26 protein-coding genes and 1 pseudogene are annotated in these 26,315 nt (G+C 36.5%); 18 read left to right on the top strand and 9 right to left on the bottom strand.

Features of this window, described 5'->3' with window-relative positions; genetic code table 11:
- The 8 genes and pseudogenes from DN393_RS26710 to DN393_RS26675 all read left to right on the top strand — a co-directional run.
- A pseudogene (locus DN393_RS26710) lies at positions 1 to 412 on the top strand (septum formation initiator); the annotation flags it as partial.
- Between the two features lie 122 nt (positions 413 to 534).
- Positions 535 to 942 carry an STAS/SEC14 domain-containing protein gene (locus DN393_RS26705; protein ID WP_240368950.1) on the top strand — a complete coding sequence of 136 codons (408 nt, stop codon included), beginning with the start codon at positions 535 to 537 and terminating at the stop codon, positions 940 to 942.
- Between the two features lie 250 nt (positions 943 to 1,192).
- Positions 1,193 to 1,669 carry a heme-degrading domain-containing protein gene (locus DN393_RS26700; RefSeq protein WP_064475888.1) on the top strand — a complete coding sequence of 159 codons (477 nt, stop codon included), beginning with the start codon at positions 1,193 to 1,195 and terminating at the stop codon, positions 1,667 to 1,669.
- Between the two features lie 396 nt (positions 1,670 to 2,065).
- A complete protein-coding gene (gene zwf / locus DN393_RS26695; RefSeq protein ID WP_098111754.1) occupies positions 2,066 to 3,550 on the top strand; it encodes a glucose-6-phosphate dehydrogenase in 1,485 nt (494 codons plus the stop codon).
- 96 nt (positions 3,551 to 3,646) lie between these two features.
- Positions 3,647 to 4,540: a phosphogluconate dehydrogenase (NAD(+)-dependent, decarboxylating) gene (gene gnd / locus DN393_RS26690; RefSeq protein ID WP_088047118.1), complete on the top strand. Its 894-nt coding sequence runs from the start codon at positions 3,647 to 3,649 to the stop codon at positions 4,538 to 4,540.
- 51 nt (positions 4,541 to 4,591) lie between these two features.
- Entirely contained in the window at positions 4,592 to 5,260 is a 669-nt protein-coding gene (fsa, locus tag DN393_RS26685) for a fructose-6-phosphate aldolase (RefSeq protein WP_000667683.1), read from the top strand.
- A 268-nt stretch (positions 5,261 to 5,528) separates the two neighbouring features.
- Positions 5,529 to 7,070 (top strand): gluconokinase, encoded by a 1,542-nt coding sequence (gene gntK / locus DN393_RS26680; RefSeq protein ID WP_149174101.1) that lies wholly within the window; start codon positions 5,529 to 5,531, stop codon positions 7,068 to 7,070.
- A 128-nt stretch (positions 7,071 to 7,198) separates the two neighbouring features.
- Positions 7,199 to 8,266: a lactonase family protein gene (locus DN393_RS26675; RefSeq protein WP_088047120.1), complete on the top strand. Its 1,068-nt coding sequence runs from the start codon at positions 7,199 to 7,201 to the stop codon at positions 8,264 to 8,266.
- Positions 8,267 to 8,337: 71 nt separating this feature from the next.
- On the opposite strand, the gene DN393_RS26670 is transcribed toward DN393_RS26675, so the two are convergent.
- Complete coding sequence (locus DN393_RS26670; RefSeq protein WP_001162795.1) at positions 8,338 to 8,511, bottom strand: DUF1272 domain-containing protein; 174 nt, start codon at positions 8,509 to 8,511, stop codon at positions 8,338 to 8,340.
- Positions 8,512 to 8,706: 195 nt separating this feature from the next.
- On the opposite strand from DN393_RS26670, the gene DN393_RS26665 reads away from it, so the two are divergent.
- Positions 8,707 to 9,528: a pentapeptide repeat-containing protein gene (locus DN393_RS26665; protein WP_064475883.1), complete on the top strand. Its 822-nt coding sequence runs from the start codon at positions 8,707 to 8,709 to the stop codon at positions 9,526 to 9,528.
- 43 nt (positions 9,529 to 9,571) lie between these two features.
- Here DN393_RS26665 and DN393_RS26660 read toward each other — a convergent pair whose 3' ends face one another.
- Positions 9,572 to 10,456, bottom strand: coding sequence for a DMT family transporter (locus DN393_RS26660; RefSeq protein WP_088047121.1), 885 nt, complete (start codon positions 10,454 to 10,456; stop codon positions 9,572 to 9,574).
- 351 nt (positions 10,457 to 10,807) lie between these two features.
- Between DN393_RS26660 and DN393_RS26655 the strand changes: the two genes are divergently transcribed.
- Complete coding sequence (locus DN393_RS26655; RefSeq protein WP_088047122.1) at positions 10,808 to 11,575, top strand: glycosyltransferase family 2 protein; 768 nt, start codon at positions 10,808 to 10,810, stop codon at positions 11,573 to 11,575.
- Here the strand turns inward: DN393_RS26655 and DN393_RS26650 are convergent.
- From DN393_RS26650 to rfbF, 4 genes are read right to left on the bottom strand one after another with little or no spacing between them, the layout of a single operon-like run.
- On the bottom strand, positions 11,544 to 12,467 hold the full coding sequence (locus DN393_RS26650; RefSeq protein WP_064475880.1) for an NAD-dependent epimerase/dehydratase family protein: 924 nt from the start codon (positions 12,465 to 12,467) through the stop codon (positions 11,544 to 11,546). The genes DN393_RS26655 and DN393_RS26650 overlap by 32 nt on opposite strands.
- Complete coding sequence (locus DN393_RS26645) at positions 12,464 to 13,687, bottom strand: class I SAM-dependent methyltransferase (RefSeq protein ID WP_064475879.1); 1,224 nt, start codon at positions 13,685 to 13,687, stop codon at positions 12,464 to 12,466. The genes DN393_RS26650 and DN393_RS26645 overlap by 4 nt, the downstream gene beginning before the upstream one ends.
- A gap of 12 nt (positions 13,688 to 13,699) precedes the next feature.
- On the bottom strand, positions 13,700 to 14,755 hold the full coding sequence (gene rfbG / locus DN393_RS26640) for a CDP-glucose 4,6-dehydratase (RefSeq protein WP_088047123.1): 1,056 nt from the start codon (positions 14,753 to 14,755) through the stop codon (positions 13,700 to 13,702).
- Between the two features lies 1 nt (position 14,756).
- Positions 14,757 to 15,524, bottom strand: coding sequence for a glucose-1-phosphate cytidylyltransferase (rfbF, locus tag DN393_RS26635; protein ID WP_088047124.1), 768 nt, complete (start codon positions 15,522 to 15,524; stop codon positions 14,757 to 14,759).
- A 275-nt stretch (positions 15,525 to 15,799) separates the two neighbouring features.
- Between rfbF and DN393_RS26630 the strand changes: the two genes are divergently transcribed.
- The 4 genes from DN393_RS26630 (at position 15,800) to DN393_RS26615 (ending at position 18,872) form a co-directional block, all read left to right on the top strand.
- Entirely contained in the window at positions 15,800 to 16,207 is a 408-nt protein-coding gene (locus tag DN393_RS26630; protein WP_000285637.1) for a MerR family transcriptional regulator, read from the top strand.
- A gap of 121 nt (positions 16,208 to 16,328) precedes the next feature.
- Positions 16,329 to 17,657 carry a hemolysin family protein gene (locus DN393_RS26625; RefSeq protein WP_046957914.1) on the top strand — a complete coding sequence of 443 codons (1,329 nt, stop codon included), beginning with the start codon at positions 16,329 to 16,331 and terminating at the stop codon, positions 17,655 to 17,657.
- Positions 17,658 to 17,709: 52 nt separating this feature from the next.
- Complete coding sequence (locus DN393_RS26620) at positions 17,710 to 18,123, top strand: ATP synthase subunit I (RefSeq protein WP_046957915.1); 414 nt, start codon at positions 17,710 to 17,712, stop codon at positions 18,121 to 18,123.
- Between the two features lie 200 nt (positions 18,124 to 18,323).
- Positions 18,324 to 18,872 carry a DUF2179 domain-containing protein gene (locus DN393_RS26615; protein WP_000938437.1) on the top strand — a complete coding sequence of 183 codons (549 nt, stop codon included), beginning with the start codon at positions 18,324 to 18,326 and terminating at the stop codon, positions 18,870 to 18,872.
- A 95-nt stretch (positions 18,873 to 18,967) separates the two neighbouring features.
- On the opposite strand, the gene DN393_RS26610 is transcribed toward DN393_RS26615, so the two are convergent.
- Both DN393_RS26610 and DN393_RS26605 read right to left on the bottom strand, forming a co-directional pair.
- Positions 18,968 to 19,195: a DUF3923 family protein gene (locus tag DN393_RS26610; protein ID WP_000830332.1), complete on the bottom strand. Its 228-nt coding sequence runs from the start codon at positions 19,193 to 19,195 to the stop codon at positions 18,968 to 18,970.
- Positions 19,196 to 19,271: 76 nt separating this feature from the next.
- Positions 19,272 to 19,652 (bottom strand): hypothetical protein, encoded by a 381-nt coding sequence (locus DN393_RS26605; RefSeq protein ID WP_064475876.1) that lies wholly within the window; start codon positions 19,650 to 19,652, stop codon positions 19,272 to 19,274.
- Between the two features lie 354 nt (positions 19,653 to 20,006).
- Between DN393_RS26605 and DN393_RS26600 the strand changes: the two genes are divergently transcribed.
- Positions 20,007 to 20,921 carry a tetratricopeptide repeat protein gene (locus DN393_RS26600; protein WP_088047125.1) on the top strand — a complete coding sequence of 305 codons (915 nt, stop codon included), beginning with the start codon at positions 20,007 to 20,009 and terminating at the stop codon, positions 20,919 to 20,921.
- 82 nt (positions 20,922 to 21,003) lie between these two features.
- Here the strand turns inward: DN393_RS26600 and DN393_RS26595 are convergent, their stop codons facing one another.
- Complete coding sequence (locus tag DN393_RS26595; RefSeq protein ID WP_088047126.1) at positions 21,004 to 22,200, bottom strand: MDR family MFS transporter; 1,197 nt, start codon at positions 22,198 to 22,200, stop codon at positions 21,004 to 21,006.
- 112 nt (positions 22,201 to 22,312) lie between these two features.
- On the opposite strand from DN393_RS26595, the gene DN393_RS26590 reads away from it, so the two are divergent.
- The 3 genes from DN393_RS26590 to DN393_RS26580 all read left to right on the top strand — a co-directional run bounded on the left by DN393_RS26590 (position 22,313) and on the right by DN393_RS26580 (position 26,307).
- Positions 22,313 to 22,855, top strand: coding sequence for a CGNR zinc finger domain-containing protein (locus DN393_RS26590; protein WP_064475873.1), 543 nt, complete (start codon positions 22,313 to 22,315; stop codon positions 22,853 to 22,855).
- Positions 22,856 to 22,896: 41 nt separating this feature from the next.
- Positions 22,897 to 23,652, top strand: a complete 756-nt coding sequence (locus DN393_RS26585; protein WP_088047127.1) for a class I SAM-dependent methyltransferase — start codon at positions 22,897 to 22,899, stop codon at positions 23,650 to 23,652.
- A gap of 147 nt (positions 23,653 to 23,799) precedes the next feature.
- Entirely contained in the window at positions 23,800 to 26,307 is a 2,508-nt protein-coding gene (locus DN393_RS26580) for a collagen-like protein (protein ID WP_149174100.1), read from the top strand.
- Positions 26,308 to 26,315 lie beyond the last annotated feature (8 nt).

Below are 26,315 nucleotides of genomic sequence, written 5' to 3'. Positions count from 1 at the left end.
TGCGAATGAGCTTAATTCACCTGTAATCACGATTGCAGCACCAATCATTGCTTTTGTGGCTATTACAAAATCTTTCCTTGGCCATTATATTGGAGCATTTGAAGTAATGCGTGACATGATTATTAAGTTCGGTAAATCACGTGGAAAAGTAATTGAAGAAAAAACGATTAAGACAATCGTCCTTACTTTTGTTGTATTATCATGCTGGTTTGTTGCTTATACAAATCCAAGTATTCTTGGACTTATTGATTCTCTAAGTGGTCCATTAGTTGCTGCTATCTTATGTCTATTACCGATGTATGCAATCAATAAAGTACCAGTACTAGCTAAATACAAAGGGAAAATGAGTAACGTATTTGTTATTATTGTAGGTGTACTTACTGTTTTAGCAAGTATTAAATCATTATTCTAATTCACGATTGTTAGTTCTAATATAAAATAGAACAATTTTGGGACAGGCTTCTCCGTTTGGAGGGTCTGTCCTTTTTTAATGCGAAACAATTTTATCTGATTGATTTTATGTGATATTTCCGCATAATTGTAGCTAAGGGAGATGATTCTAGGTTGAGTAAGCTGAATATTAGCACAACAGTTTCAGGAGATATAATTGTTACCCGTCTTATCGGCAAGATTAAAACAGATGATGTTTATGAATGGTTTAATGGCTTCGAGCAGGTTTTTCAGCAATTCATTTCCGAGGGACGGAAATACAAATTGCTGGTAGATAGAAAAGGATATACGCCAGATCATTTTTCTGTTCAAAAAGCATGGAAAGAGAAGTTTTTCAATGAAACGATTTTGAATCACAGTAAGGCAATTGCTTTTCTCCTTGAAGAAGGGGAGATACTGAATTATTTACAACAGTCCAATACAAAAGAAACTGTAAAATTTTCCGATGACTATGAACAAGCATTCCTTTGGTTGAATGAATATCCTATATGAAATTGTTAGTGAACCAGTTGCTTAAGCAACTGTTTTTTTTAGCTTGTAAGTAGTAGCAGGAAGAAAACTTCTATACGAAATGTTTAGCACTAGAGGACATACATTTTTAATGAGTTAAATATAATTCATAATAGCACTAAGAAGAAAAGAGTGCGCTTTACGGTATTAGTTATATGGAAAGGTCGTACGATAGAGTCACAGAAATTGAAAAATATCAAGGTGGCATAAAGTGAGTAAGGGGGATAAAGATATGAGTACTTCAAATTTGAATGAAATAAGTAAGCAAATATTAATAGAAGAGGAAACACTTCAATTTTCCTCTTTTACAAATGAAGATGCACTGCAAATAGGTTTATTTATCGTTGAAACAGCAAAGAAAGAGGGGAAATTGATTGCTGTTGATATAGCGAAAAATGGTGTGCAACTATTTCATTTCAAGATGACAGGGACGACTGCGGAAAATACGCAATGGATTGAGCGTAAAAAACGGGTTGTTTCTTTGCATAATCATAGCTCGTATTATATGCAAATACAAAGTGAACTAACGGGCGTTCCATATAATGAAAAATATCTTTTAGATAGGTCGGATTATGCTGCGTTCGGTGGCTGCGTTCCTGTCCAAATAAAAGACGTAGGAGTTATTGGAATGATAACAGTTTCAGGATTACCACCAGAAGAAGATCATGAATTAGTTATAAGGGCAGTTAAAAACCATTTGAAGCAATAGTAAAAAGGAAAAAACCGAACAAGAATATGTTCGGTTTTTTCCTTTTTATTATTCATTTTATGTAATGAACATGTTTCTAATAAGATGTTGCGGAATAAAAAATCTTTAATTCGAGACACTTTTCTTGACTGTAATAATCTATGTAGTTAATATGATAGACATAAAATAACTTAATTACTTTTGATAATTAAGTTATTTTATGTAAGTTACAATGAGTAAGTAGGATGTGGGGAAAATGCTGTGAATTGCCACTATTAATATTGGGGACAATTAGAAAGCGACAAATATAAAAAATTAGAAGTTAAGAAGTAAGGTTGGATCAACAATAATAGTAGCTTCTGTACAATGCATTTTTACTAAGGTGACAATGACTATACATCACGAGGGGGACTGAAATTGGAATCAATGACCTTTGTTTTATTTGGAGCAACAGGGGATTTAGCGAAAAGGAAAATTTACCCTGCGCTATATAACTTATATAGAGATCAAAAGCTTCCGAAGCCAATATCCGTTATTGGGCTTGGAAGACGTGAAGTATCTCATGTAGATTTTCAAAAAAGAGTAAAAGAATCCATAGAAACTTTTTCTCGTCGCAAAGATGAAGGTACTCCGAAAATAGAAGATTTTTTAGAGTATTTTCGTTATTGTCCGTTAGATGTGAATAAGCCAGAAGATTATAAAAGGTTATTACAAGTAGTTCGTGAAAGGGAAGAAGAACAAAATATACAAGGGAATAGAATGTTCTACCTTTCAGTTACTCCTGACTTCTTTGAGACAATTGCTTTAAATATTAAAGAAAGTGGACTGGATAAAACGGATGGATGGAAGCGCCTGATGATTGAGAAACCGTTTGGTCATGATCTTACATCTGCCCGAGAGCTGAATGATAGGCTTAGTCGAACGTTTGAAGAAGACGAAATATACCGTATTGATCATTATTTAGGTAAACCGATGATTCAAAACATTGAAGCACTTGAATTTGCAAATCCTGTTCTTCAATCGATTTGGAATAAAGAACATATTGCGAATGTACAAATAACAGCTAGTGAAACGGTTGGGGTAGAAGAAAGGGCAGCATATTATGATCATGCAGGAGCCATTCGCGATATGGTTCAAAATCATATGTTGCAAATATTAATGATGACTGCTATGAATCTGCCGGAAAAGATAAATGCATGTGAAATTCGTGAGGAAAAACGAAAGGTAATGGAAACTCTTCGTAAAGTGAAAAAAGAAGACGTTCAGAACCATATCATTCGCGGACAATATGCTTCAGGGGAGATAAAAGGACAAGAAGTTGTAGCGTATAGAGAGGAGCCAGGAGTAAATCCTTCTTCTCAAACAGATACATATGTTGCGGCTCGCTTATGGATTGATAACCCATTTTGGACTGATGTTCCTTTTTATATACGAACAGGAAAAAGAATGAAAGAAAAGTCTACTCGTATTGTAATTGAATTTAAAAATACGTTAAAACAGCAATATCAAGAAAGTAATCCAAATGCGGAGCCTAATTTGTTAATCATTGAAATTAGCCCAAATGAAAATGTTTCGCTCCAATTAAATAGTAAAAATCCATTGAACAATGGAGAGCTTGAACCGATTCGTATTCATTTTACTTGTGAGCAAACAGGAGTGGGAATACCGGAAGCTTATGAAAGACTCATTTATGATGCTATATGTGGAGATTCTACATTCTTTGCACACTGGAGAGAAGTTGAATTGTCATGGGAATGGGTGCAGCCAATACTTGAAGCGTTCGAAGAAAACTTGTTACCCCTTCATGAATATAAATCAGGTTCGTACGGTCCAGATGCTGCCCATGCTCTATTACAAGAAAGTGAATTTAAATGGTGGTTAGATGAGGGATTGAAAAAATAAGTACATTCTTATAAGTAAAGCAATATGAAAAAAAGATATTCATCATTTTATTAACATGTATTTATGATGAAAGGTAATTCAAGGAGGAATTATATTATGAGAGTAGGATTAATTGGTTTAGGTAAAATGGGATTAAATTTAGGGAAGAATTTAATGGATCATAAACATGAAGTAGCTGCATTTGATTTAAATACGAGTGCAGTGGAAGAAATGAAAGAGTATGGTGCTACAGGTGTATCTAGTTTAAACGAACTAGTTCAATCGTTGGAATCGCCAAGAATTCTTTGGGTAATGGTTCCGCACGCTGTTGTTGATTCTGTTATTAATGAGGTTACACCGCTGTTATCAAAAGGAGATATTTTAATTGAAGCAGGGAATTCACATTATAAAGAATCTATTCGCCGATATGAGCAATTAAAGAAAGATGGTATTCACTTTATGGATGCAGGAACTTCTGGCGGAATGGAAGGTGCTCGTAATGGTGCTTGTTACATGATCGGAGGAGATCAAGAAGCTTGGGACATCGTTGAACCTATTTTCCGTGATACAGCTGTAGAAAATGGATATTTATATGCTGGAAAAGCTGGTAGCGGTCACTTCTTAAAAATGATTCACAACGGAATTGAATACGGAATGATGGCAGCTATTGGTGAAGGATTTGAGGTTTTAGAGAAGAGTGAATTTGATTACGATTATGAAAAAGTATCAAGAGTATGGAACAACGGTTCAGTTATTCGTTCATGGTTAATGGAATTGACTGAAAATGCATTTTCTAAAGATGCAAAACTGGATGAAATTAAGGGCGTTATGCATTCTTCTGGTGAAGGGAAATGGACAGTAGAAACAGCATTAGACCTTCAAACAGCAACTCCTGTTATCGCAATGTCTCTATTAATGCGCTACCGCTCATTAGATAATGATACATTTACAGGGAAAGTTGTAGCAGCACTGCGCAATGAATTTGGCGGACATGCAGTAGAAAAGAAATAAACATTTTAAAAGTATAACTCGTTAACGTTTAAAAAATGGAGGGAATAAATTATGAAGTTTTTTATTGATACTGCAAATCTTGAGGACATAAAAAAGGCATATAAACTAGGTGTTTTAGCTGGCGTTACAACGAATCCTTCTTTAGTAGCGAAAGAGGGCATTAAGTTTGAAGACCGTATTGCAGAAATTTGTCAGGCAGTGCCTAACGTTGAATCTGTTTCGGCAGAAGTAACGCCAGATGCTGTTACAGCCGAAGAGATGATTGCTCAAGCAGAAGAACTGATTAAAATTAACGGTGGCGATGAAAAAGTTACAATAAAACTGCCGATGACACTAGCAGGATTAGAAGCTTGTCGTTACCTTACTGAAAAAGGTGTGAAAACGAACGTTACACTTATTTTCACTGTGAACCAAGCTCTTTTAGCTGCTCGAGCAGGTGCAACGTACGTTTCTCCATTTTTAGGTCGCTTAGATGATATTTCTGAAGATGGCGTACTATTAGTTGCTAAAATCGCTGAATTATTCGATATTCATCTATTAGATACCCAAATTATTGCGGCTTCTGTTAGACACCCAGACCATGTAACTCGTGTAGCGATGGCAGGTGCTCACATTGCAACAATTCCTTATAAAGTCATTGAACAACTTGCTATGCATCCGCTAACAGATCAAGGTATTGAAAAGTTTGCTGCGGATTGGGCGAAAGCGCCTAAGTTATAAGGGAGTAAAGTTTTCACAAATTGCTTTTTCACGAGAGGACCAATCTTTATGTAACTTCATCCTGTAAAATAAATCCTGAGTTTGGTACCTTATTACGTGAAAGCAGCGATATAAAAAGACACCATGCATTTTCAAAACAGCACAATGGTTATAAAAAGGATCCCCTTATGGAGAGTGAAGTTTATGAAAACGTAGCTCTCATAAGGGAGCGTCTTTTTGTATACATCATGGTGCTCTTTTGTTATAGGAAAAATTTGAAAGGGGTTACATAGTGAGCTCGAAATATATGATTGGTGTAGATATTGGGACAACTAGTACAAAATCAGTTTTGTTTTCGGTGGAGGGATCAGTTATTACAAGTCATGGAATTGAATACCCTTTATATTCTCCCGCACCAGAAACAGCAGAACAAGATCCAGAAGAGATTTTTCAAGCGGTCATACATACGATTAAAGAAACTATACAATCGAGTAATGTGCAGCCAGTTGATATTCTTTGTGTTTCTTTTAGTTCGGCAATGCATAGTGTCATTGCTGTAGACGAAGCAGGGAAGCCGTTAACGAGATGTATTACTTGGGCAGATAATAGAAGTGCAAGCTGGGCAGAAAAAATAAAAAATGATATGAATGGTCATGAAATTTACCTTCGTACTGGAACACCAATCCATCCTATGTCACCACTTTCAAAATTAGTTTGGTTTAAAAATGAACATGCTGAGTTATTTGCAAAAAGCTATAAATTCATCTCAATTAAAGAGTATGTTTTCTATAAGTTATTTAATGAATATGTAATTGATTATTCTATAGCATCAGCAACAGGGATGTTCAATTTGAAATCTTTAAAATGGGATGAAGAAGCTCTTCGTGTTGCAGGAATTTCGGAGGGAAAGCTTTCTAAACTCGTTCCAACGACGCACAGCTTAATAGGATTAGATGAAGAATTTGCAAGAGAGATGAATATACTTGTTACTACTCCTTTTATAGTCGGTGCGAGTGATGGGGTACTATCGAATTTAGGTGTAAATGCAATAGAACCTGGAGTAGTTGCTATTACAATTGGTACGAGCGGTGCGGTGCGAGTTGTAACAAATCAGCCTGTAACGGATCCGAAAGGTAGGACTTTTTGTTATGCGTTAACTGAGGACCTTTGGGTAATTGGTGGACCGGTTAATAACGGTGGTATGATTTTTAGGTGGGTTCGTGACCAATTATGTGCGTTAGAAGTTGAACATGGGAAGCGCTTAGGAAAAGATCCTTATGAATTGCTTACTGAAATAGCAGCGAAAGTGAATCCTGGATCGGATGGTTTATTATTTTATCCGTATTTAGCAGGAGAAAGAGCTCCTTTATGGAATGCGAATGCGCGTGGATCTTTCTTTGGGCTTGGGCTACATCATAAGAAAGAGCATCTTATCCGTGCTGTTTTAGAGGGAATCATTTATAACTTGTATACAGTTCTTCTTGCTTTAAAAGAGCTAATTGGTGAACCGAAAAAAATTCAAGCGACAGGTGGCTTTGCCAGATCGGAACTTTGGAGACAGATGATGGCGGATATTTTTCATCAAGACGTATATGTTCCTGAAAGTTTCGAAAGCTCTTGCTTAGGAGCGGCAATCCTCGGGTTATATAGCTTAGGTGAAATAGATACATTACATGTAGTTTCTCATATGGTAGGTGCCAATTTTTATCATGAGCCAAACATGGAAAGTGTGGAGAAATATAAAGAATTAATACCGATCTATATTCGTCTGGCCCGTCATCTGGAAGAAGAATATGAGAGTATAGCGGCTTTTCAGAAAAAGTGGGTTTAGGGGCTATTTGGCAGGGAAATATGGTAACTTATAAAGAGGTACTCAAGTTTTTTTAGATGTTCTTTCAAAAAATAGTTTAAGGTTGTTCTGTAAAAAATATGAGGGACAAAAACTATAGGGAGAGGGTTATGAAAATGAAGGATAACAAAGAGTTTATTGGATATGTTGGAACGTACACGAAAGAAAATAGTGAAGGAATATATAAGTTTACTTTAGACACGGAAGCAAAAAAAATTAGTAATGTAACACTTGCGGCCAAGCTGGATAACCCTACATATGTAACGATTAGCAAAAATAATCAATATCTCTATTCTGTTGTTAAGGAAGGCGAATCTGGTGGTGTAGCTGCTTATTCGATTCATAGTCATACTGGAGAGCTAAAGGAAGAAAACAGACAAGTAGTAGAAGGGGCTTCTCCTTGTCATATTAGTGTTGATAGTGGAAACCATACGGTAGTTACAGCAAATTACCATAAAGGAACGATAGAGTCTTTCGTAGTAAATGAAGAAGCTGGAACTGTAAATGCTGCCACATCTATTATTACACATGAAGGTTCAGGTCCGAATAAAGAAAGACAAGAAAAACCACATGCACATTACGCCGGATATACTCCTGATGAAAAATATGTGATAGGTGTTGATTTAGGAATTGATAAAATCATTACGTATGAAATAAAAGATAGTAAGTTAAAAGAAGCGAATAGCTTGTCTGTGAACCCAGGAAGTGGTCCTAGACATATTGCTTTTCACCCGAACGGAAAATACGCTTATGTGATGACTGAACTGAGTTCGGAAGTTATTGCATTATCATATAATCCGGAAGATGGGTCCTTTACAGAGTTGCAGTATATTTCTACCGTTCCAAAAGAATTTGATGACAATAGTCAAGGAAGTGCGATTCATATTTCTTCTGACGGCCACTTTGTATATGCAGGTAATCGCGGTCATAATAGTATCGCTGTTTTCAGTGTGGATCAAAATTCAGGTCAGCTTACATTTGTTGCACATACATCTACAGAAGGAAATTGGCCGAGGGACTTTGTATTAGATCCGACTGAAAAGTTTCTTATTGCGACAAATGAAAAGTCACATAACCTTGTGCTATTTTCAAGAAATGAAACGACAGGGAAGTTAACACTGCTACAATCTGATGTTGTTGTACCAGAGCCTGTTTGTGTGAAGTTTTTAAACGTTTAATTTGTGATTGGTAGAATTTCTATATATCCCAAAAACAATAAAAAAGCAAAGCGATATCGCTTTGCTTTTTTCTATTTCTTCTTCGGTCTACGTACTAATTCGCCGCCACAGTTTGGGCAAACATTTTGTCTTTCTTCTGTACATGGTGCACAAAATGTACATTCATACACGCAAATGTATGCTTCGGAATTTGATTCGAGAGATTGGTCGCAAATTTGACAGTTTGTTTTCATTTCGAGTGCCATAGTAAGTCTCCTTTTAGTTTGAATATTTATAATTTAATTATAATTCATTAGATAGAAACTGTCTTTTTCAATTGAAAGGAAATCAAATGATAAAGTTATGATTTGAAATGAAAGAGTCTATTTTATTTTAAAATTGATTATTTAGTGCAGTTGGAATATTATGAAATAGTCAAAAGACAACAGGGGGTATATATTTTGACTAATCATAACGATCATTTAAAAGCAAACTGTGAAAAATGCTTCGGTCTATGTTGTGTAGCGTTACCGTTCGCAGCATCGGTAGATTTTGCGGTGAATAAAGATGGCGGGAAGCCATGTTCTAACTTACAATCAGATTTTAAATGTAGCATACATAAAAATCTTAGAGGAAAAGGTTATAAAGGTTGTACAGTATTTGAGTGTTTCGGTGCTGGGCAGAAGATTTCGCAAGTTACATTTAACGGGATTGATTGGCGGAAAGATGCAAAGCATGCGAGAAAAATGTATGATGCTTTTCCGATTATGCATCAGCTTCATGAAATACTGTGGTATTTGAATGAGGCTATTCTTTTGACGGCGACACAACCGATTCATAAAGAACTAAGTAAAGCAATTGAAGAGACGGACCGCCTTTCAAATTTAAATGCGGACGAGTTAATGAAAGTAAATATTCCATTACATCGTGCAGAAGTAAATGTATTACTTTTAGAAACGAGTGAGCTAGTTTGGAAGGAAATGAATGCCGCGCGTAAGAAACGAATGAGTCACCGCGGAGCAGATCTTATGGGAGCAAATTTGAAGAAGAAAGATTTGCAAGGAGCGAATTTAAGAGGAGCTTATTTAATTGCGGCTAACTTAAATGGAGCAAACTTAAGAGGAGCAGATCTTATCGGAGCAGATTTACGAGATGCAGATATTCGTGGGGCTGATTTTACAAATAGTATTTTTCTGACGCAAGTTCAAATTAATGCAGCGAAAGGGGACAAACATACGAAATTGCCGAAAATATTGTCCCGTCCATCGCATTGGAGTGCGTAAAGAGTATGGAACAGGCAGAGATTAAGAATCTCTGCCTGTTTTTTCATTTCTTTTCAAAAGTAGTAATGAAAACACTACATATAATAAGAATACCACCAATAAAAAAGTTGCTACTCAATGTTTCATTTAATAGTAACCAACCAAGCAACGATCCAACGATAGGTTGGAAGAAGAAAAATAATGATCCGATGCTCGCGTCCATTAATTCTAATCCTTTATTCCAAAGGAAAAAGGCACCTGCTGTTGAGACGATTCCTAAATAAAGTACGCCTAATAATACATACATGTTCGTATGTTCAATAGAACTTGATTGTAGTTCCCATATCATAAAAGGTGTAATAAAAAAGAGTGAAAAGAATATGGCATATGTTGTAATCACTAAAGATGAAAATCGAGCTGAAGCGATTTTTACGTAAATGGATAGTAAAGCCCACGTAATAGCGGCCCCGACTAATATGATTGTACCGATAAAATAGGAACCAATTTCAATATCCCATCCAATGACGATAATGACACCGATTGTCGCTATGATAGTAGATAGCAGTCTACGAGCGGTTAGCTTTTCTTTTAAAATGATTGCTGCAAATATAACCATAAATGCAGGGGTGGCTGATGTTACTAACGAGCCTGTATGAGCGTCAGATAATTTTGTTCCGATAAATTGACATGTGATCGAAATGAAGTATCCGATAAATCCAATCCAAGCGAATAATAGCCAATCTTTTTTGCGTATGGTTATTTTTTTCTTTTTCTTTTTCTCAGCTATTTTCAAAATTGCATATAAAACAACAAAAGCAATGATAAAGCGTAGCCAAACGAGTGTCAGTGGTGGGATAAAGTCGAGTACGTATTTGCTAACAACATACATACCGCCCCATATACTAGCTGCTAGTGATAAACATATAGCTCCTAAAATTGTTTGTTTCATGTAAAGTACCTCCGTCTATTTTTAGGGTATTATGAGTTCCCTAAGACGAGGCATAGTGTTTTGTGTTATATGAATGCCCGCCTTAGTTTATAGACGGCCTACAGGTTGATCGTTTTCGAATGAAGTGTTGTAGTACATGAATGCATTCCTCCTTCATAATTTTATAATGATATTATAACTTAATTTTCAGTTTATTGGGATGTTTCTTTAGAAAATGGAAATGGTGGTTGTCTAAGAAAGCATAGTATATGGTAGAAAAACATATTTTTGAAATAAAAGAAACCAATTACATTACTGATAAGTATAGTAAGAGTAGGATGAAAAAGTAGATTAATAGAGTAAGAGGAGGAGATTGTTATAACTACAACCGTTATTTCTCATTTTTATAATGAAGAATATTTATTGCCGTGGTGGCTTATGCATCATACGAAACTTTTTGATCATGGCATTTTAATTAATAAAGGTTCTACAGATCGTTCAGTGAAAATTTGTAAAAAATTCGCGCCGCATTGGGAAGTGCGAGATTCTTTAAATCCAGAATTTGATGCACTAGCGACAGATGATGAAGTGATGATGGTAGAACGAGAAGTAAAGGGATGGAAAATGATTTTAAATACGACTGAGTTCCTTTGTGTGCAAGATAAAAATCAATTTTGGAAATCACTAAATGAATTGGGAGGGAGGATGTATTGGTTGGAAGGGCTTATTATGGTCGATGATCTTAACTATAATTATCCAGACCTTAACTTTGGAATACCTTTAATGAAACAGCGATTTCACGGTTATTTACCAGAAGATTGGCCGTTATGGAGAAGAGGTAGATTTATTCATAATCATGAACACGGAAGTTATACGGTTGGAAGACATTTATCTGCACATGAATCTATGGTTTATCCGCCACTTGCGTGTATTGCATGGTTTGGTTTCAGCCCTTGGAACGATGCGATGAGAAAGAGGAAATTACAAATTGGTTCTACTCTTTCTGAAGCTAGTAAGCAAGGTGGAATGGGCACGCATCATATTATTACACCTGAAAAATTAGAAGAATGGTATAAGGATTTAGCAAGTGGGGCGAAGGATTTACGTTTTAGTAATGCGTATCGTTATGCTTTTTTATAAATGATTCCCACCATAAAATTGTTTCTTCGATTCCAGTATTTAGATCGTATGTTGGTTTCCAGTTTACTTCAGTTTTTAAACGTTCCACATTAACGCCGACGAATAAAGGCTCATCTGTAGAGAATGGGATCGCACCTAGTTTCATTAAATGTTCTTTTCCAATCTTTTTAGCAATGATAGAAGCTAATTCTTTAATTTGTACAGATTGACCAGAAGCGATATTGATTGTGCCTGTAACGTCGTGTTCTAATACTGTTACGAGAGCATGAGCGACGTCGCTCACATGGAGGAAATCTCTTGATTGTTTTCCATGTGTACATAGTGCTTCCTCATTTTGTAATAAGGAAGTGATAATGTTAGAAACGAGCCGATTCCCTTGTTCGTGAGGGCCATACATATGAAAAATGCGGCCCCAACACATGCTGAGGTCGTTTTGTTCAGCGTACGTTTGTAGCCAGGAGTGTAGCGTATTTTTACATACTGCATACGGGGTTTTATAGGAAAGAAGTGGTGAGTCTTCAAATAGTACACCGTTAAACCATTCATATTCTGCGCCAGTACCTGCAACAACGACGCGCTTTCCGCCGCATGTTGTGAAGTGTTGAATCAATGAGATGCTGGATGTAAGCCAATAGTAATTATTAATAGATACATAACACGCTGGCGGTACGGCTTCCCAAGCTAAATGAATGAGATGACTAGGCTTCATGTCGTAAATGAGTTTTTTTACTTCTTCATCGCAAAGTAAGTTTACTTTATGCCAGTGGCAAGAGATGTGAGAAGGTTTATTTGTATGATAAGTGGCGTGCACTTCATAGCTCTTTTGTATAAGAGAATTTACAACATATTTACCAATCCATCCACTACCGCCTGTTACAAGAATTTTTTTCATGGCTCAATTACCTCAATTTCTGGTATCGTTACTAAAAATTTGCCGCCCCATTCACGAATGAAAGAGCATTCTTTCATAATTTCGTCTTTTAAATTCCAAGGAAGTATGAGAATGTAATCAGGTTTTGTACGGTGTATTTCTTCTGGAGATTTTATTGGAATACGGGTTCCTGGTAGAAGGAAATTTTGTTTGTGAGGGTTTTTATCTACGGTATAAGCTAGAAATTCTTTTCCTATCCCGCAATAGTTTAAAAGGGTGTTTCCTTTAGCTGGAGCACCGTAACCGATAATTTGTTTGTTTGAAGCTTTTGCTTCGATAAAAAACTTTAAAATATTTATTTTCAATTGTTCAATGCGTTTAGAAAAAAGGAGATAGCAATCTAATGTATCTAGCCCGTGATCTACTTCTTTTTGGATTATATTTGTAACACTGGAGTGGATAGTGGATGAATCACTGTGATGGTTTATAAAAACACGCAAGGAACCACCGTGCGTTGAAAGTTCTTCTACATCGACAATTTGTAAATGATGATGAGCTAAAACTTTTTGAAGACTTATAAGTGAGAAGTAGGAGAAGTGCTCATGGTATATAGTATCAAACTGTTTAAAGGATATAAGGTTTAATAAGTGCGGAAATTCAATTGTTATTGTACCGTCTTGTTTTAATAATGTTTTTAAACCGGCAACAAAATCATGCAAGTTCGGTACGTGTGCTAATACGTTATTTGCGACGATTAAATCTGCTTGCGGTAATTTTTTTGCTAAGTCATTGCTGAAAAAATTCACTTCAGTAGGAATTCCTTTTTGAATAGCGATTTCTGCTACATTTTTTGCTGGTTCAATTCCTAACGTTTCGATATGTTCTTTTTGAAAGTATTGTAATAAGTACCCGTCGTTACTCGCGATTTCAATTACTTTCGAATGATTTGTTAAGTTGAAACGCTTAACCGCCATTTCTACATATTGTTTAGCGTGTAGTAGCCAACTGGAGGAGTAAGAGCTGAAGTATAAATAGTCATGAAAAATGTTGTGCGGAGATTCAAATTCATCTAATTGTACAAGTAAACAAGAGTGACAAACAAATGTGTGGAGCGGATAAAATGGTTCCATTTTATATGAGTGTTCAGGAGCTACAAATGAGTTAGCGAGAGGGGAAACACCTAAATCTAAAAAAGTATTTGTGAGTAATGAGTGGCAAAAACGGCATTTTTTCTGTTCCATTTTATAGCCCCCTTATAAATTTTTGAATGCATCGATTTGTTGGCGCGTGAAAGATTCCATATTTTCACCAGATGCATATTTTTTGTACCAATCAACAGTCCAAGTGATAGAATGATCTGTTGATAACTTAGGAGTCCAACCGAGTTTATTTACTGCTTTTGTACTATCAAGTGTTAAAATTGGCGATTCATAAGGGTTATTTGTATGAGGAGAAAGGACTGTTAATGGTTGATTCCATAATTTCATTATAGATTGAATGACATCATAAACTGTTCTGTTAGGTTCATTTATCGGGCCGAAATTCCACGCTGTTGCATATTCTGCGTCTTGCCAAAGATTTTCAGCTAAAAGAATATAGCCGTGTAAAGGATCTAATACGTGTTGCCACGGGCGAATAGCGTGTTTGTTTCTAATATTTAACGTAGTATCTTGTAAATATGCACGAATGACATCTGGGAATAGTCGGTCATTTGCCCAATCACCACCACCGATGACGTTACCTGCTCTGACTGAGGCGAGTCTCAGAGTGTTAGTGTGGAAGAATGATTTTTGATATGACGTTGCAACTAGTTCAGCGCAAGCTTTACTAGCGCTATAAGGATCGAAACCTCCTAATCGGTCACTTTCCAAGAATGCTCGGTTACCGCTCCCGTCATTTTCATAACATTTATCACTTGTAACATTAATGATACTACGTATATTTTCTATATGTTTTGCTGCTTCTAATACGTGAACAGTACCTAAAACATTCGTTTTAAATGTTTCGATAGGATTTTTATATGAAGTAGTGACGATTGGTTGAGCTGCTAAATGAAATAGTATGTCAGGGTTGTGTTGCTTTAGGGCATGGAATAAAGAATCGTAATCTGTAATGTCGCCATTCATTGATGTGCACTCATTTGCTACGTTACCTTGTTCAAAAAGGTTAGGGATGGATGGGGGATGAGAAGAATAGCCAACTACTTCTGCGCCTAAAGAAGTTAAAAAAAGGGTGAGCCATGAGCCTTTAAAGCCAGTATGTCCCGTGATAAATACTTTTTTCTTATTCCAAAAAGATGATGAAGCCATATTACCAAACCTTCCACGGAGCGTTATTACTTTCCCATAGCTCGACTAATTTATTTTTATCGCGCAATGTATCCATCGGATGCCAAAAGCCAGTATGTTGATATGCGGCTAGTTCATTTTTGTTTACTAACTGAACTAATGTGTCTGTTTCAAAAACAGACTTATCGCCTCTAATATAATTGAGAACATCAGGATTTAAAACGAAAAATCCACCGTTAACCCATCCGCCATCCCCGAGTGGCTTCTCTTGAAAGGATGTGACAGATTGTTTATCTAAGACGAGAGAACCGAATCTACCAGGAGGTTGTACGGCTGTAACAGTAGCCGTTTTGCCGTGTTTTTTATGAAATGCAATGAGTTCTTTTATATTTACATTACTTAATCCATCGCCATAAGTGAGGCAGAAAGGTTCGTCCCCGATGTAATTTTGTATTTTTTTAACTCGTCCACCTGTTTCGGTATTTAGACCGGTATCGATCAGTGTAACTGTCCATGGTTCTATACGATGAGAATGGTTAGTAATCGTATTGTCGTTTAAATGTATCGTGAAATCGGACATGTGTAAGTTGTAATTTAGAAAGAATTCTTTAATTGCATATCCTTTATAGCCTAAGCAAATAATAAATTCAGTAATCCCGTAATGGCTATATAAACTCATAATGTGCCATAAAATAGGCTTTGTTCCAATTTCAATCATAGGTTTTGGTTTTAAATGAGTTTCTTCCCCAATCCTTGTTCCGTATCCACCTGCAAGAATAACAGCTTTCATTTTTTCCTCCTACTTATAAAAAGAATTTGATATCGATGTTATTATGATATGTACTTAAATGAGAATGGAACCGGCAATTTCATGGTTATATTTCGTTCGTTTTGATTTTTATATTTAAGTATTTTATTATAAAATTAAATTAATAGATTAGATTATATAAGATGAAACGATAAAAATTGTATAAATTATGAATAATAAACCATCACGTTTGACTGTACAGTTCATGTATTGTATGATGTTAGTAATATAAACAAGGGGGGAAGATCGTTGGGAAGGTGTATCGAATCGGACAGTTGGCTCTCATGGCTCACGTGTCGAAACGCACGATTGATTATTATACGAATCTAGGTATCTTAAAAGCGGAGCGATCTCAATCTAATTATCGCTATTACGATGAAACAGCATTTGAGACATTACAATTTATTGAGAAGTGCAAAGAAATGCATATGCCGCTTTGTGAGATTAAAGAGAAAATCGAGGAGAAGAAGAAGCTGCTCGGTATCAATGAACACGTTTCGAAACAAGTGAATGAAGTGACAGACCATATTCATCGGTTAGAAGCAGAGTTAACGGAGTTAAAGCCGCTTTTAGATGGATTGACTGATTCACAACGTGAAAAAATATCGAAATCTTTATCTGGTCAAACGACAGCTTTAATACAGACACTTGCTCTATTATTATAGAAAAAAGTGAAATCCGACCTCTTTAATTTTTGTATCGGGCTATGTTTTCTAATGAACAAATAAGAAAACATTATAGTATACAGGAGGTGGACACCTTAGTTTTTTAAACTAGGGGGATTCATTGGAAATATTTAATTTAGTCATGGTTGCGATTTTAATCGCATTTACTGGATTTTTCGTAGCAGCAGAGTTTGCGATTGTAAAAGTACGTTCAAGTCGTATCGATCAGCTTGTTGCGGAAGGGAAACGCGGTGCTTTAGCAGCGAAAAAGGTAACAACAAATTTAGATGAATATTTATCTGCTTGTCAATTAGGTATTACAGTTACAGCTATGGGATTAGGTTGGTTAGGTGAACCGACAATTGAAAAGTTATTACACCCGTTATTTGAGAAATGGAACATAAATCCTTCTATCTCATCAGTATTAACATTTGGTCTTGCCTTTATGCTAATGACGTATTTACACGTTGTAGTAGGGGAATTAGCTCCGAAAACGATGGCAATTCAAAAGGCTGAACAAGTAACATTGTTATTGGCAGGTCCGTTAATGATGTTCTATAAAGTCATGTATCCATTTATTTGGGTATTAAACGGTTCAGCTCGTGTTGTAACTGGCTTATTCGGTTTAAAACCAGCTTCAGAACATGAAGTAGCTCATACAGAGGAAGAATTACGCCTTATCCTTTCAGATAGCTATGAAAGTGGCGAAATTAATCAGGCTGAATACAAGTATGTAAATAACATTTTTGAATTTGATAATCGTATTGCAAAAGAGATTATGGTACCGCGAACAGAAATCATTGGTTTCTACCTGGAAGATTCAGTAGAAGAACACATGAAAGTAATCCAAAATGAACGATACACACGTTATCCGATTTTTGGAGAAGATAAAGATGATATTATTGGCATGGTCAATGTAAAAGATTTCTTTATTCGATATATGAACAACGATAAAGAAGATTTATCATCGATTCGCACGTATATGCGTCCGATTATTGAAGTGATGGAAACAACTCCAATTCACGATTTATTACTTCAAATGCAGAAGAAGCGAATTCCGATGGCTGTTTTATATGATGAGTACGGAGGAACAGCAGGAATTGTAACGCTTGAAGATATCTTGGAGGAAATCGTCGGCGAAATTCGTGACGAATATGATGAAGATGAAGCACCACCAATTCAGCATGTGAATGAGCACCATAAAATCGTTGATGGAAAAGTGCTTATTTCAGAAGTAAAAGATTTGTTTGGATTACACATTGAAGAAGACGATGTGGATACAATCGGTGGCTGGATTATGATGCAAAATCATGAAATTGAAGAAGGACAACATGTTGAGGCGGAAGGTTATGAATTTAAAGTGTTAGAAAAAGACGCTTACCAAATTAAACGTGTTGAAATTCGTAAAATGGAACAAGAGCAAGAAGAAGAGAAAGCAGCAACTGTGTAAGTTGCTGCTTTTCTTCTAACGTATAAAAAATGCGAAATTAGGAGCGGATATTTTGATTCAAGCAGCCTTACGTGTATATCGATTACAATTGTATGCGATCTTTAGTGGTTTACTACTTATGTGGACGATTACTCCGTTTGGAAAACAAGTAACAGGGTTTGGTATCGGATTAGCTGTAAGTGCCTATTGTCTTTGGTTATTAGCTCGCAGAGTGGAGAAACTTGGGAAAAGTATCGTAATGAAGGAAAAGGCTCCTGGATTAGGAGTTCTAAACCGATTTGCAGCTGCCATTTTAGGAGCAATCATCATGTATGAAATTGAGCATGAAATGGAAATGTGGGCATTTGGTACAGGCATTTTAGGTGGTCACTTTTTAATGATTGCAAATTTAGCTTATGCAAATATGCAGTTAGTGAAAGAGGAAGAGAAGCAAAGGGAACATGCTTCGAAAAACATAGAGCTATGATGAAAGGGGCCTAATGGGGTTCCTTTTTTGTGTTTAAGCGAGCTAATGAAAGGAATCAAATTTACGACAAATATAATACGCTTCTTTTTTACGTTTTTCAATAGTATGAAAAATAATGTAAAAAAATTTAAAAACCCATCGATTTCTAAAGGTTATGTATGTTATTATGACAAAAGACTTTTTGAAAGAGGTGGATACCAATGTTACAAGCGTTACTTATTTTTGTGCTTCAAATTATTTACGTTCCAATTTTAACAATCCGTACGATTTTGCTTGTAAAGAATCAAACAAGATCCGCTGCTGGTGTTGGATTGTTAGAAGGAGCTATTTACATTGTCAGTTTAGGTATTGTGTTTCAAGATTTATCAAATTGGATGAACATTATTGCCTATGTCATTGGCTTTAGTACGGGACTATTATTAGGCGGTTATATAGAGAACAAATTAGCAATTGGTTATATTACGTATCAAGTTAGTTTACTAGACCGTTGTAATGAATTAGTAGATGAATTACGTCACTCAGGATTTGGCGTTACAGTATTTGAAGGCGAAGGTATTAATTCTATACGTTATCGTTTAGATATCGTTGCAAAGCGTTCTAGAGAAAAAGAACTGTTAGAAATTATTAATGAAATTGCACCGAAAGCGTTTATGTCTTCTTATGAAATCCGTTCATTTAAAGGCGGATATTTAACGAAGGCGATGAAGAAAAGAGCGTTAATGAAGAAGAAAGATGAACATGTATCGTAAAGAAAAGGGAGTAGTGCAGCTTTAAAAGCACGGCATAATCCCAAAATAAAAAGAGAGGAATCTAGTTTGAAAAAGATTCATCTCTTTTTTCTGCGTTATTTTTTTCTACTCTTTCTCAGATTAACAAGTAACCATACAACTTGAATAATGATTGGTAATATAAACGCAATTAATAAAACGATAAAGGCTATTAATTTCAGCTCCGGTGTTTGAGTAACACCGGTCCCATCAACCTCTCTTAGCCAAATGATAGCTGCCAATATCCCGAAAGTTATAATCCAAAATATGTTACCAATCCACCAATAAATCCATCTTCTTTTCATGCTAGCCCCCCTTACATTTACCCTCTGTTAAAAGTAAATTTTCGTTCGTTACATTTATAATGAAATACCTATAAAATTAATTTTTTTTAACTGTATATCTAACTTGTTTAAAGGTTACCATGTCTCCATCTTGAGTATCATCTTTCGTTTGCAAAAGTTGAACTTTTGGTTTGTAATCTGTCTTATGAGCGTGCTCGATATCTTTAATGTTAACTTTGTAGGATTCGCCATTATTAATTTTTTGTTCCAATACTTTTTTATTGGCAACATAAATAAACGTCACTTTATTTTCATCAATACCTTCAGTCTTAATTTCTAATTCGTTATCTTTTGTTGTAATCGTTGGTGTTAATAATTCAATACTGCCTTTTCCAGTTTCTAAAGAATTTTCTACTATAGTTGAACATCCGGATAATATGATTCCGATGAATAGAAGAACAGCTAATTTCTGTTTCATAACATCCCCCAATTTCAAGTGATTTTTGATTTTGGTATTGCTAGACTGCTAGTGTGGAACGTAAATGTTTAGCTAGCACACTTTTTAATTGTACCATAATATGTAAATTAAAACAGGCTGTATATCCAATTTAAGGGGTTTGAAAAGTTTACTTATTGTTTTAAATTAGTATCTTTCCAGTAGGTATATATTTTCTGTAGAAAGCAGTGTTGTTAAAATCATTATGAATTGGATATCCAACTATATGATGACATGTAGACAGGCGAAAGAACTTATTTTTATGGAAATTACAATTTTTACATATTAAAATAAAGATATGGAATAGATGAATTCATTCACTTCGGAGGTAGTTACTTGAATATTAATGAGAAGGCAATTGAAATGTTTGAACAAAATAAATATGAGGAAGCAATGGAACTGTTTCAACGAGCGGTACATGAATCTAGAGGTGTACAATCTCTCAATAATCTTGCTTGGATGTACTTTTATGAGGAAGAGGATGATGATAAAGCTCTTGAATTAATAAGAGAAGTTATTAAGTTGAATCCTTCCTCATACTTTCCTTATAACATCTTAGGGGAAATTTACACGAAACAAGAAAGATGGGAAGAAGCGAAAGAAGTATTACAAAATTCTATTTCGATTCAGCCATCCAATGAAGCATTTCACAATGTAGCTGTAGCGCATTATAACCTTGGAGAGCTGGAAAAAGCTGCGGAATTTTTCTTGCGAGTTGCAGGGGATTCGGACTATATAAAGTATAGCTATGTAAAATGTTTAATTGATTTAGGGAGAACGACAGAAGCGAAAGAGAAGTTAGATGCTTTTAACAGGAAATCTGATGATTTTTTAGGAGAAGTTAATGTAGCAGATTTATATGTTGAGTTGAATTGCTATAACGAAGCAATTGAATGGTTTGAAAAGGGATACAAAGAATACTGGAAAAGTCCCAATTGGATTGGTAGATTTGTTTATGCTCTATATAAAGCTAATAATTTCACGCGTATAAATGAAGTGATACGGGAATCTATCGAAGCGAAAACAGCAGAAATAGAAGATGTTCAGAATGAAGAAGTAGAAGAAAACTGGACAGAAAAAGATAAGAAAGAGTTAATTGAGGAATATACGGAAGAGAATATTTGTTATAAAAAAATGATAGAACGTATCAAATCTGGATATGTTCCAGAGTTAGAATTTGAAACTTATCATTTAGGGGGTTGCTATTTATTTGGTTGTAAAAGACATAATCATCTGGAATATGAAGAATAAAAAAATTCGACTGTCACATGTGATGGTCGAATTTTTTTATTATAGGTTGCTTGTCTAAAGGTACCATCTCAATTGTAATGTGTTAAAGAGGTTTCGTCTCATTACATAGGTATATATCCTCTTTAGAGCTCTCTTTTTTAATATTTAAAATATGGAGTGAAATAAAACCAATAACTCCTATTCCGCCGAAAATAAGCCATGGTGTATACATTCCGCTTAAATTGGATGTAAAAGATGTACCGGTATAATTACCGATGATAAAACCAAATGCGAGTGATAGTTGATAAAATCCGAAGTAAGTAGCTGTATATGATTCGTTACTGTAATTTGCAATAGCGATATCAGCGTTAGGTAATACGAGTGTTTCACCGATTGTAAATAAAATTACACAAATAAATAGCCAATATGGGTGTTGAAATAAAGGGATAAGTAAAAAGGAAATACTCATTAATAAAACACCGTATTTAATAATCGAAAGTGTGTTGTATTTATGAAATAGTTTTCGGAATAACACCATAAATATGACGCCTGTTATTGCATTTATCGTAATAACTAGTGTAGCAAGCTGATTGCTATTACTAATATTTTTCATATGAAGTGGAAGTGCGACAGTAAGTTGAGTAAACATAATATAGAAGGAAATCATAATAAATGAAAACAAAAGGAAAGATTTGTTTTGTGAGATAGCTTGTATCCCTAATGTAATAGACGTGTTTTCAGTAGTGACTTGGAAGTGATTTTTAAGTAAGTAAAAGATAAAAGCGAATAACAGCATAAGAGATCCTGTTAGAGAAAAAGCATAGATTGGATCGAGTAAGAGTAAGAGCCCTCCTGCAATTGGTCCGATTATTGCACCGCAATTAAAACTAAGGTTTAAATATGTAAATAAATTTTTTCTCATATGAGCTGGTTGTGAGCCGAATATGGCGCGCGCAGCAGGTTCGTAAAATGCAGTTCCGAAGCCAATAAGTGCAGAAGAAATAGAAATTGTATAAAAATCAGAGCATATTCCTAAAGCGATAAATCCGATTCCTCTTAAAAATAATCCGGCTATTATCATAATGATATAGCCTATTTTGTCAGCAATTAATCCTGAGAATAATGGGATAACTCGTGATGTGATTGTCATAACCGTCAACACTGTTCCTACTTGAACAGCAGTAAAATGAAGAAAGCTTAATAGATAAATAGTTAAAAATGCGTATACTGCGAAATACCCAAAAGACATAAAAAATGAAGAAATAAGCATGAAACGTATCGGTATTGAGAAACTTTTCATAGAACTCCTCCTGATATTGTAACCAGTAAAAATATTTAATGGTTAACTAATTTATATTATAATTATACATAAAGTCAGAAAAAAGTAAATTTTAAGAAGAAGGTGGATGGAATTGAATCAAAATGCACCAAATGAATTAGAATATATTCGGGAATTTTTAAATACATGGAAAATACCAAACGATACGAGAGAGCCAATTGATATGCTACAAACAGAAGAGGATATAAACCTCTTTATGAAAAAATATTTTCATAAAGAGGTTCCATTTCATACGATAGAGGAATTAAAAAGTTTTCGAGAAGATATTCGGTTAACGGTTGAAGGCGAAGGATCATTGCAAAAGTGGTTAGAGAAATACCCATTTCATGTACATGTAAAGGAAGATATGAAAGGTATTACATATGAGCCTGTGCACGAAGAGAATGTATATACAAAAGTATTAAGCATTGTGTTAATGTCAATTCAAGAAAATTTGTGGGGGAGGTTAAAAGCATGCCCAGATTGTCGCTGGGTATTTTATGATCATTCGCGAAATGGAAGTAAAAGATGGTGCGGTATGTATGCTGGAGAAGAAGGAGGAAGAGCGTGCGGTACGATTGCGAAAGTGAAAAATTATCGGGAGAAGAGAAAAGGGAGATCAGGTTATAATGTGTAATTTATATTAGGGAAAGAAAATAGGATGGGGGAATGTAGAATATGAAAGGTACACAAATGTTAGCTTTAAACAAAAAGTGTTGGGATACAGTTGCACCATATTTCTTTCAAGTGGATTGTTTACCGAAATATGGTCCGTATACGGCGTCTGAAGATGAGATTCATTTGTTCGATTCAATTAGAAATAAAAAGGTTCTTGATATTGGATGTGGAAGTGGGCATTCGCTGCAATATATGGCAGAACATGGGGCAGAGGAAGTATGGGGTCTTGATCTTTCAAGTGAACAAATTAAAACAGCGAATGAAACGTTGAAGAGTTGGAATTCAAAGTTAGTATGCGGAGCAATGGAAGAGGAAGGTGATATTCCGAAAGGGTATTTCGATATTGTATATTCCATTTATGCATTAGGTTGGACTTCAAATTTACGAAAAACGTTGGAACTAATTTATTCGTATGTAAAGCCAGGAGGAAGTTTTATTTTTAGTTGGGAGCACCCAGTATATTCAAATTTACAGTATGGTACAGAAGAAATTGCTTTTAAGTCTTCTTATCATGAGGAAACTCCTATTACGTTTGAAACATTTAAAGGAGAAAATGTACAAGCTACATTATATAAGAGAAAAATAAGTACATACATAAATGAGTTAAATAGAGCGGGATTTACAATTGAGAGAATAGAAGAACCTGAACCATCTAGCGCGTTTGATGAAGAATTAGCTGAGCCGTCTACGAAATATTATTCATTATATAAAGCTAGAGTGGTGCCAACTACTTTTATTATTAAGGCGAGGAAGTAAAGTGTTTTATAAAAAGAAGCCCGTCATTTCAAATACATGAAATGATGGGCTTCTTTATTTTTAAAAAAATGAAGTTAGAGGTGTACTTTTCATATGAAAATGCATTTCATATAAAAAGTGTAATTATTTTGGGGAAGGGGGATTGTTGTGCGTCATCATAAAAAGTGCAAAAAATTTGGAGTGGCACTGCCTCTTCCACTTATAGGAGCAACGGGTCCTACTGGTAATAGTGGTTCAACTGGTCCAACTGGAGGGCATGAAGGTCCGGTCGGCCCTCCGGGAATTACTGGACCTAGAGGAGCAACGGGTCCACAAGGCCCCCAAGGTATCGAGGGAATACAAGGTCCGCGAGGGACAACAGGAGCTCAAGGAATACAAGGTGCCGTTGGTGATACTGGAGAGCAAGGAATTACAGGTCCGGTTGGTTTACAAGGTCCTCAAGGATTAATTGGAGAGCAAGGTCCTGTTGGTGATATTGGATTACAAGGACTGGAAGGGATACAAGGGATTACAGGCCCTGCTGGTAGTCAAGGTCTACAAGGTTCCCCGGGGATACAAGGGGAAATTGGAGGAAGAGGAAAAACGGGAGCCCAAGGAATGCAAGGAGTTATAGGTGAAGCTGGTATTACAGGTGTAACAGGTCCTCAAGGCCCCCAAGGAGCGCAAGGAATACAAGGGGAGGATGGAACTACAGGTATACAAGGAGAAGAAGGTCCCCAAGGAATACAAGGAATTACTGGAGAGCAAGGACACCAAGGTGATCAAGGGATACAAGGTGTAATAGGTCCAACTGGTTCTACTGGAATACAAGGACCTCAAGGTATAAGCGGAATAAGGGGAGTAACAGGTGTAATAGGCCCCCAAGGTCCACAAGGTGTTCAAGGAATACAAGGAATAAACGGATCCACAGGTTTTCAAGGAGCAAAAGGAGTACGAGGGATAACAGGAGCAACTGGAAGTATTGGTATACAAGGACCAGAAGGACCTCCGGGTGCCCCGACGGGAACAACCGGTCCAATTGGTCCCTCTAGTGGAGTGACTGGTCCATCTGGTCCACCCGGTCCACCTGGGGGGCCAACAGGTCCAACTGGTGTAACTGGTACGCGGGGTGTAACAGGGGGAACTGGTCTAATAGGAGTGCAAGGATTACAAGGTATAACTGGTCCCACTGGCCCTCAAGGTGTAAGGGGAGCACAAGGTTCTCAAGGGGTAATTGGTGTAGCTGGCGTACAAGGTGCACAAGGTTCTCAAGGTAATCAAGGAATAATAGGAGCAACTGGCGCAGAAGGTCCCCAAGGAACTCAAGGTCCACAGGGAGAAATCGGTCCAACTGGTGCAGAAGGCCCTAAAGGTGTGCAAGGAATACAAGGGATAACAGGTCCAACAGGAGCACAAGGAATACAAGGGTTACAAGGAATAATCGGTCCCACAGGCACAACAGGAGCGGCTGGAGCCCAAGGTCCCCAAGGAATACGAGGGGAAACAGGAGCAGCTGGAGCACAAGGTATACAAGGCCCTCAAGGAATACGAGGAGAAACAGGAGCAGCTGGCGTTCAAGGGATACAAGGACCTCAAGGAATACAAGGGGAAAATGGATTGACTGGTCCACAAGGTGCTCAAGGTATGCAAGGAGTTCAAGGAATAACAGGTCAGGCAGGAGCAATTGGTTTGCAAGGGTCTCCAGGAATACAAGGTATAGTAGGCCCAACAGGAGCGCAAGGCTCTCAAGGTATGCAAGGAATACAAGGAATAACAGGTCCGACAGGAGCGCAAGGAATTAGAGGTCCCCAAGGGGTTTTAGGAGAAAACGGGATAACAGGTCCCCAAGGAGTGCAAGGTGCACAAGGTAGTCAAGGAGCTGAGGGACCACAAGGAAATGTTGGAATAACAGGTGTAACTGGAGAAACAGGAGCGACAGGAGAAGCAGGGGCGACAGGTGCACAAGGAATACAAGGCGTTCAAGGGATTATAGGGATACAAGGAAGTACAGGAATGACCGGACCAACAGGAGCAACGGGAGTAACCGGGATACAAGGTTCTCAAGGTATTCAAGGTCTGCAAGGCCCAACTGGAGTAAGTGGAATGACAGGGGTTAGCGGTAGTGTCGGGCCAGCCGGAGCGCAAGGTAGTCAAGGATCGATTGGAGCTGTGGGACCAACAGGCGCAACTGGTAGTATAGGGGTTATAGGTTCCATAGGAATAATAGGTGCAACAGGGGCGACTGGCTTACCTAGCGGAGGCGGTTATTTCTTTTCTACTTCAACGAGTGTAATTGCAGCGAATGCGTTAATACCAATCAATTCAGGATCTACAACTTTTGGTTCTGGTGTTAGTTTAACAAATGCAACAACTGTAACGTTAAGTACACCGGGAATATATTTAGTCAGCTATTATTTTCAAGGTGATCCAAATGGGGGGAATGAAACGATTTCCGTGAGGCTTACTTTAAATGGAACGCAAGTCGCAGGGAGTTTTATTTTTTATGTTACAGGAGGTACCTTTGTATTAGAACCAGCGATTTCTAATACGATGGTCATTAATGTTGCTTCTTCAAATGCTACTTTATCTTTGCAAAATGGTCCATTATCTATTGGGCATGTAACGACATTATCTGGTGTGATAACTGCTAGTTTAAATGTATTAAAAATAGTTTGACACGTTAG

This window comes from Bacillus sp. BPN334 (genome assembly GCF_008368885.1).
Lineage (GTDB): Bacteria > Bacillota > Bacilli > Bacillales > Bacillaceae_G > Bacillus_A > Bacillus_A wiedmannii.
The sequence above is the reverse complement of the archived record's forward strand: the minus strand, read 5'-3'. Positions and strand labels throughout refer to the sequence as shown.

Bases quoted from the DNA above. Each gene is read 5' to 3' on its own strand.
- DN393_RS26660 (WP_088047121.1), bottom strand. From the start codon at position 10,456: ATGAAACAAACAATTTTAGGAGCTATATGTTTATCACTAGCAGCTAGT.
- DN393_RS26585 (WP_088047127.1), top strand. From the start codon at position 22,897: ATGAAAGGTACACAAATGTTAGCTTTAAACAAAAAGTGTTGGGATACA.
- DN393_RS26700 (WP_064475888.1), top strand. From the start codon at position 1,193: ATGAGTACTTCAAATTTGAATGAAATAAGTAAGCAAATATTAATAGAA.
- DN393_RS26645 (WP_064475879.1), bottom strand. From the start codon at position 13,687: ATGGAACAGAAAAAATGCCGTTTTTGCCACTCATTACTCACAAATACT.
- DN393_RS26650 (WP_064475880.1), bottom strand. From the start codon at position 12,467: ATGAAAAAAATTCTTGTAACAGGCGGTAGTGGATGGATTGGTAAATAT.
- fsa (WP_000667683.1), top strand. From the start codon at position 4,592: ATGAAGTTTTTTATTGATACTGCAAATCTTGAGGACATAAAAAAGGCA.
- DN393_RS26670 (WP_001162795.1), bottom strand. From the start codon at position 8,511: ATGGCACTCGAAATGAAAACAAACTGTCAAATTTGCGACCAATCTCTC.
- DN393_RS26615 (WP_000938437.1), top strand. From the start codon at position 18,324: ATGTTACAAGCGTTACTTATTTTTGTGCTTCAAATTATTTACGTTCCA.
- rfbF (WP_088047124.1), bottom strand. From the start codon at position 15,524: ATGAAAGCTGTTATTCTTGCAGGTGGATACGGAACAAGGATTGGGGAA.
- DN393_RS26675 (WP_088047120.1), top strand. From the start codon at position 7,199: ATGAAAATGAAGGATAACAAAGAGTTTATTGGATATGTTGGAACGTAC.
- DN393_RS26610 (WP_000830332.1), bottom strand. From the start codon at position 19,195: ATGAAAAGAAGATGGATTTATTGGTGGATTGGTAACATATTTTGGATT.
- gnd (WP_088047118.1), top strand. From the start codon at position 3,647: ATGAGAGTAGGATTAATTGGTTTAGGTAAAATGGGATTAAATTTAGGG.
- rfbG (WP_088047123.1), bottom strand. From the start codon at position 14,755: ATGGCTTCATCATCTTTTTGGAATAAGAAAAAAGTATTTATCACGGGA.
- DN393_RS26595 (WP_088047126.1), bottom strand. From the start codon at position 22,200: ATGAAAAGTTTCTCAATACCGATACGTTTCATGCTTATTTCTTCATTT.
- DN393_RS26605 (WP_064475876.1), bottom strand. From the start codon at position 19,652: ATGAAACAGAAATTAGCTGTTCTTCTATTCATCGGAATCATATTATCC.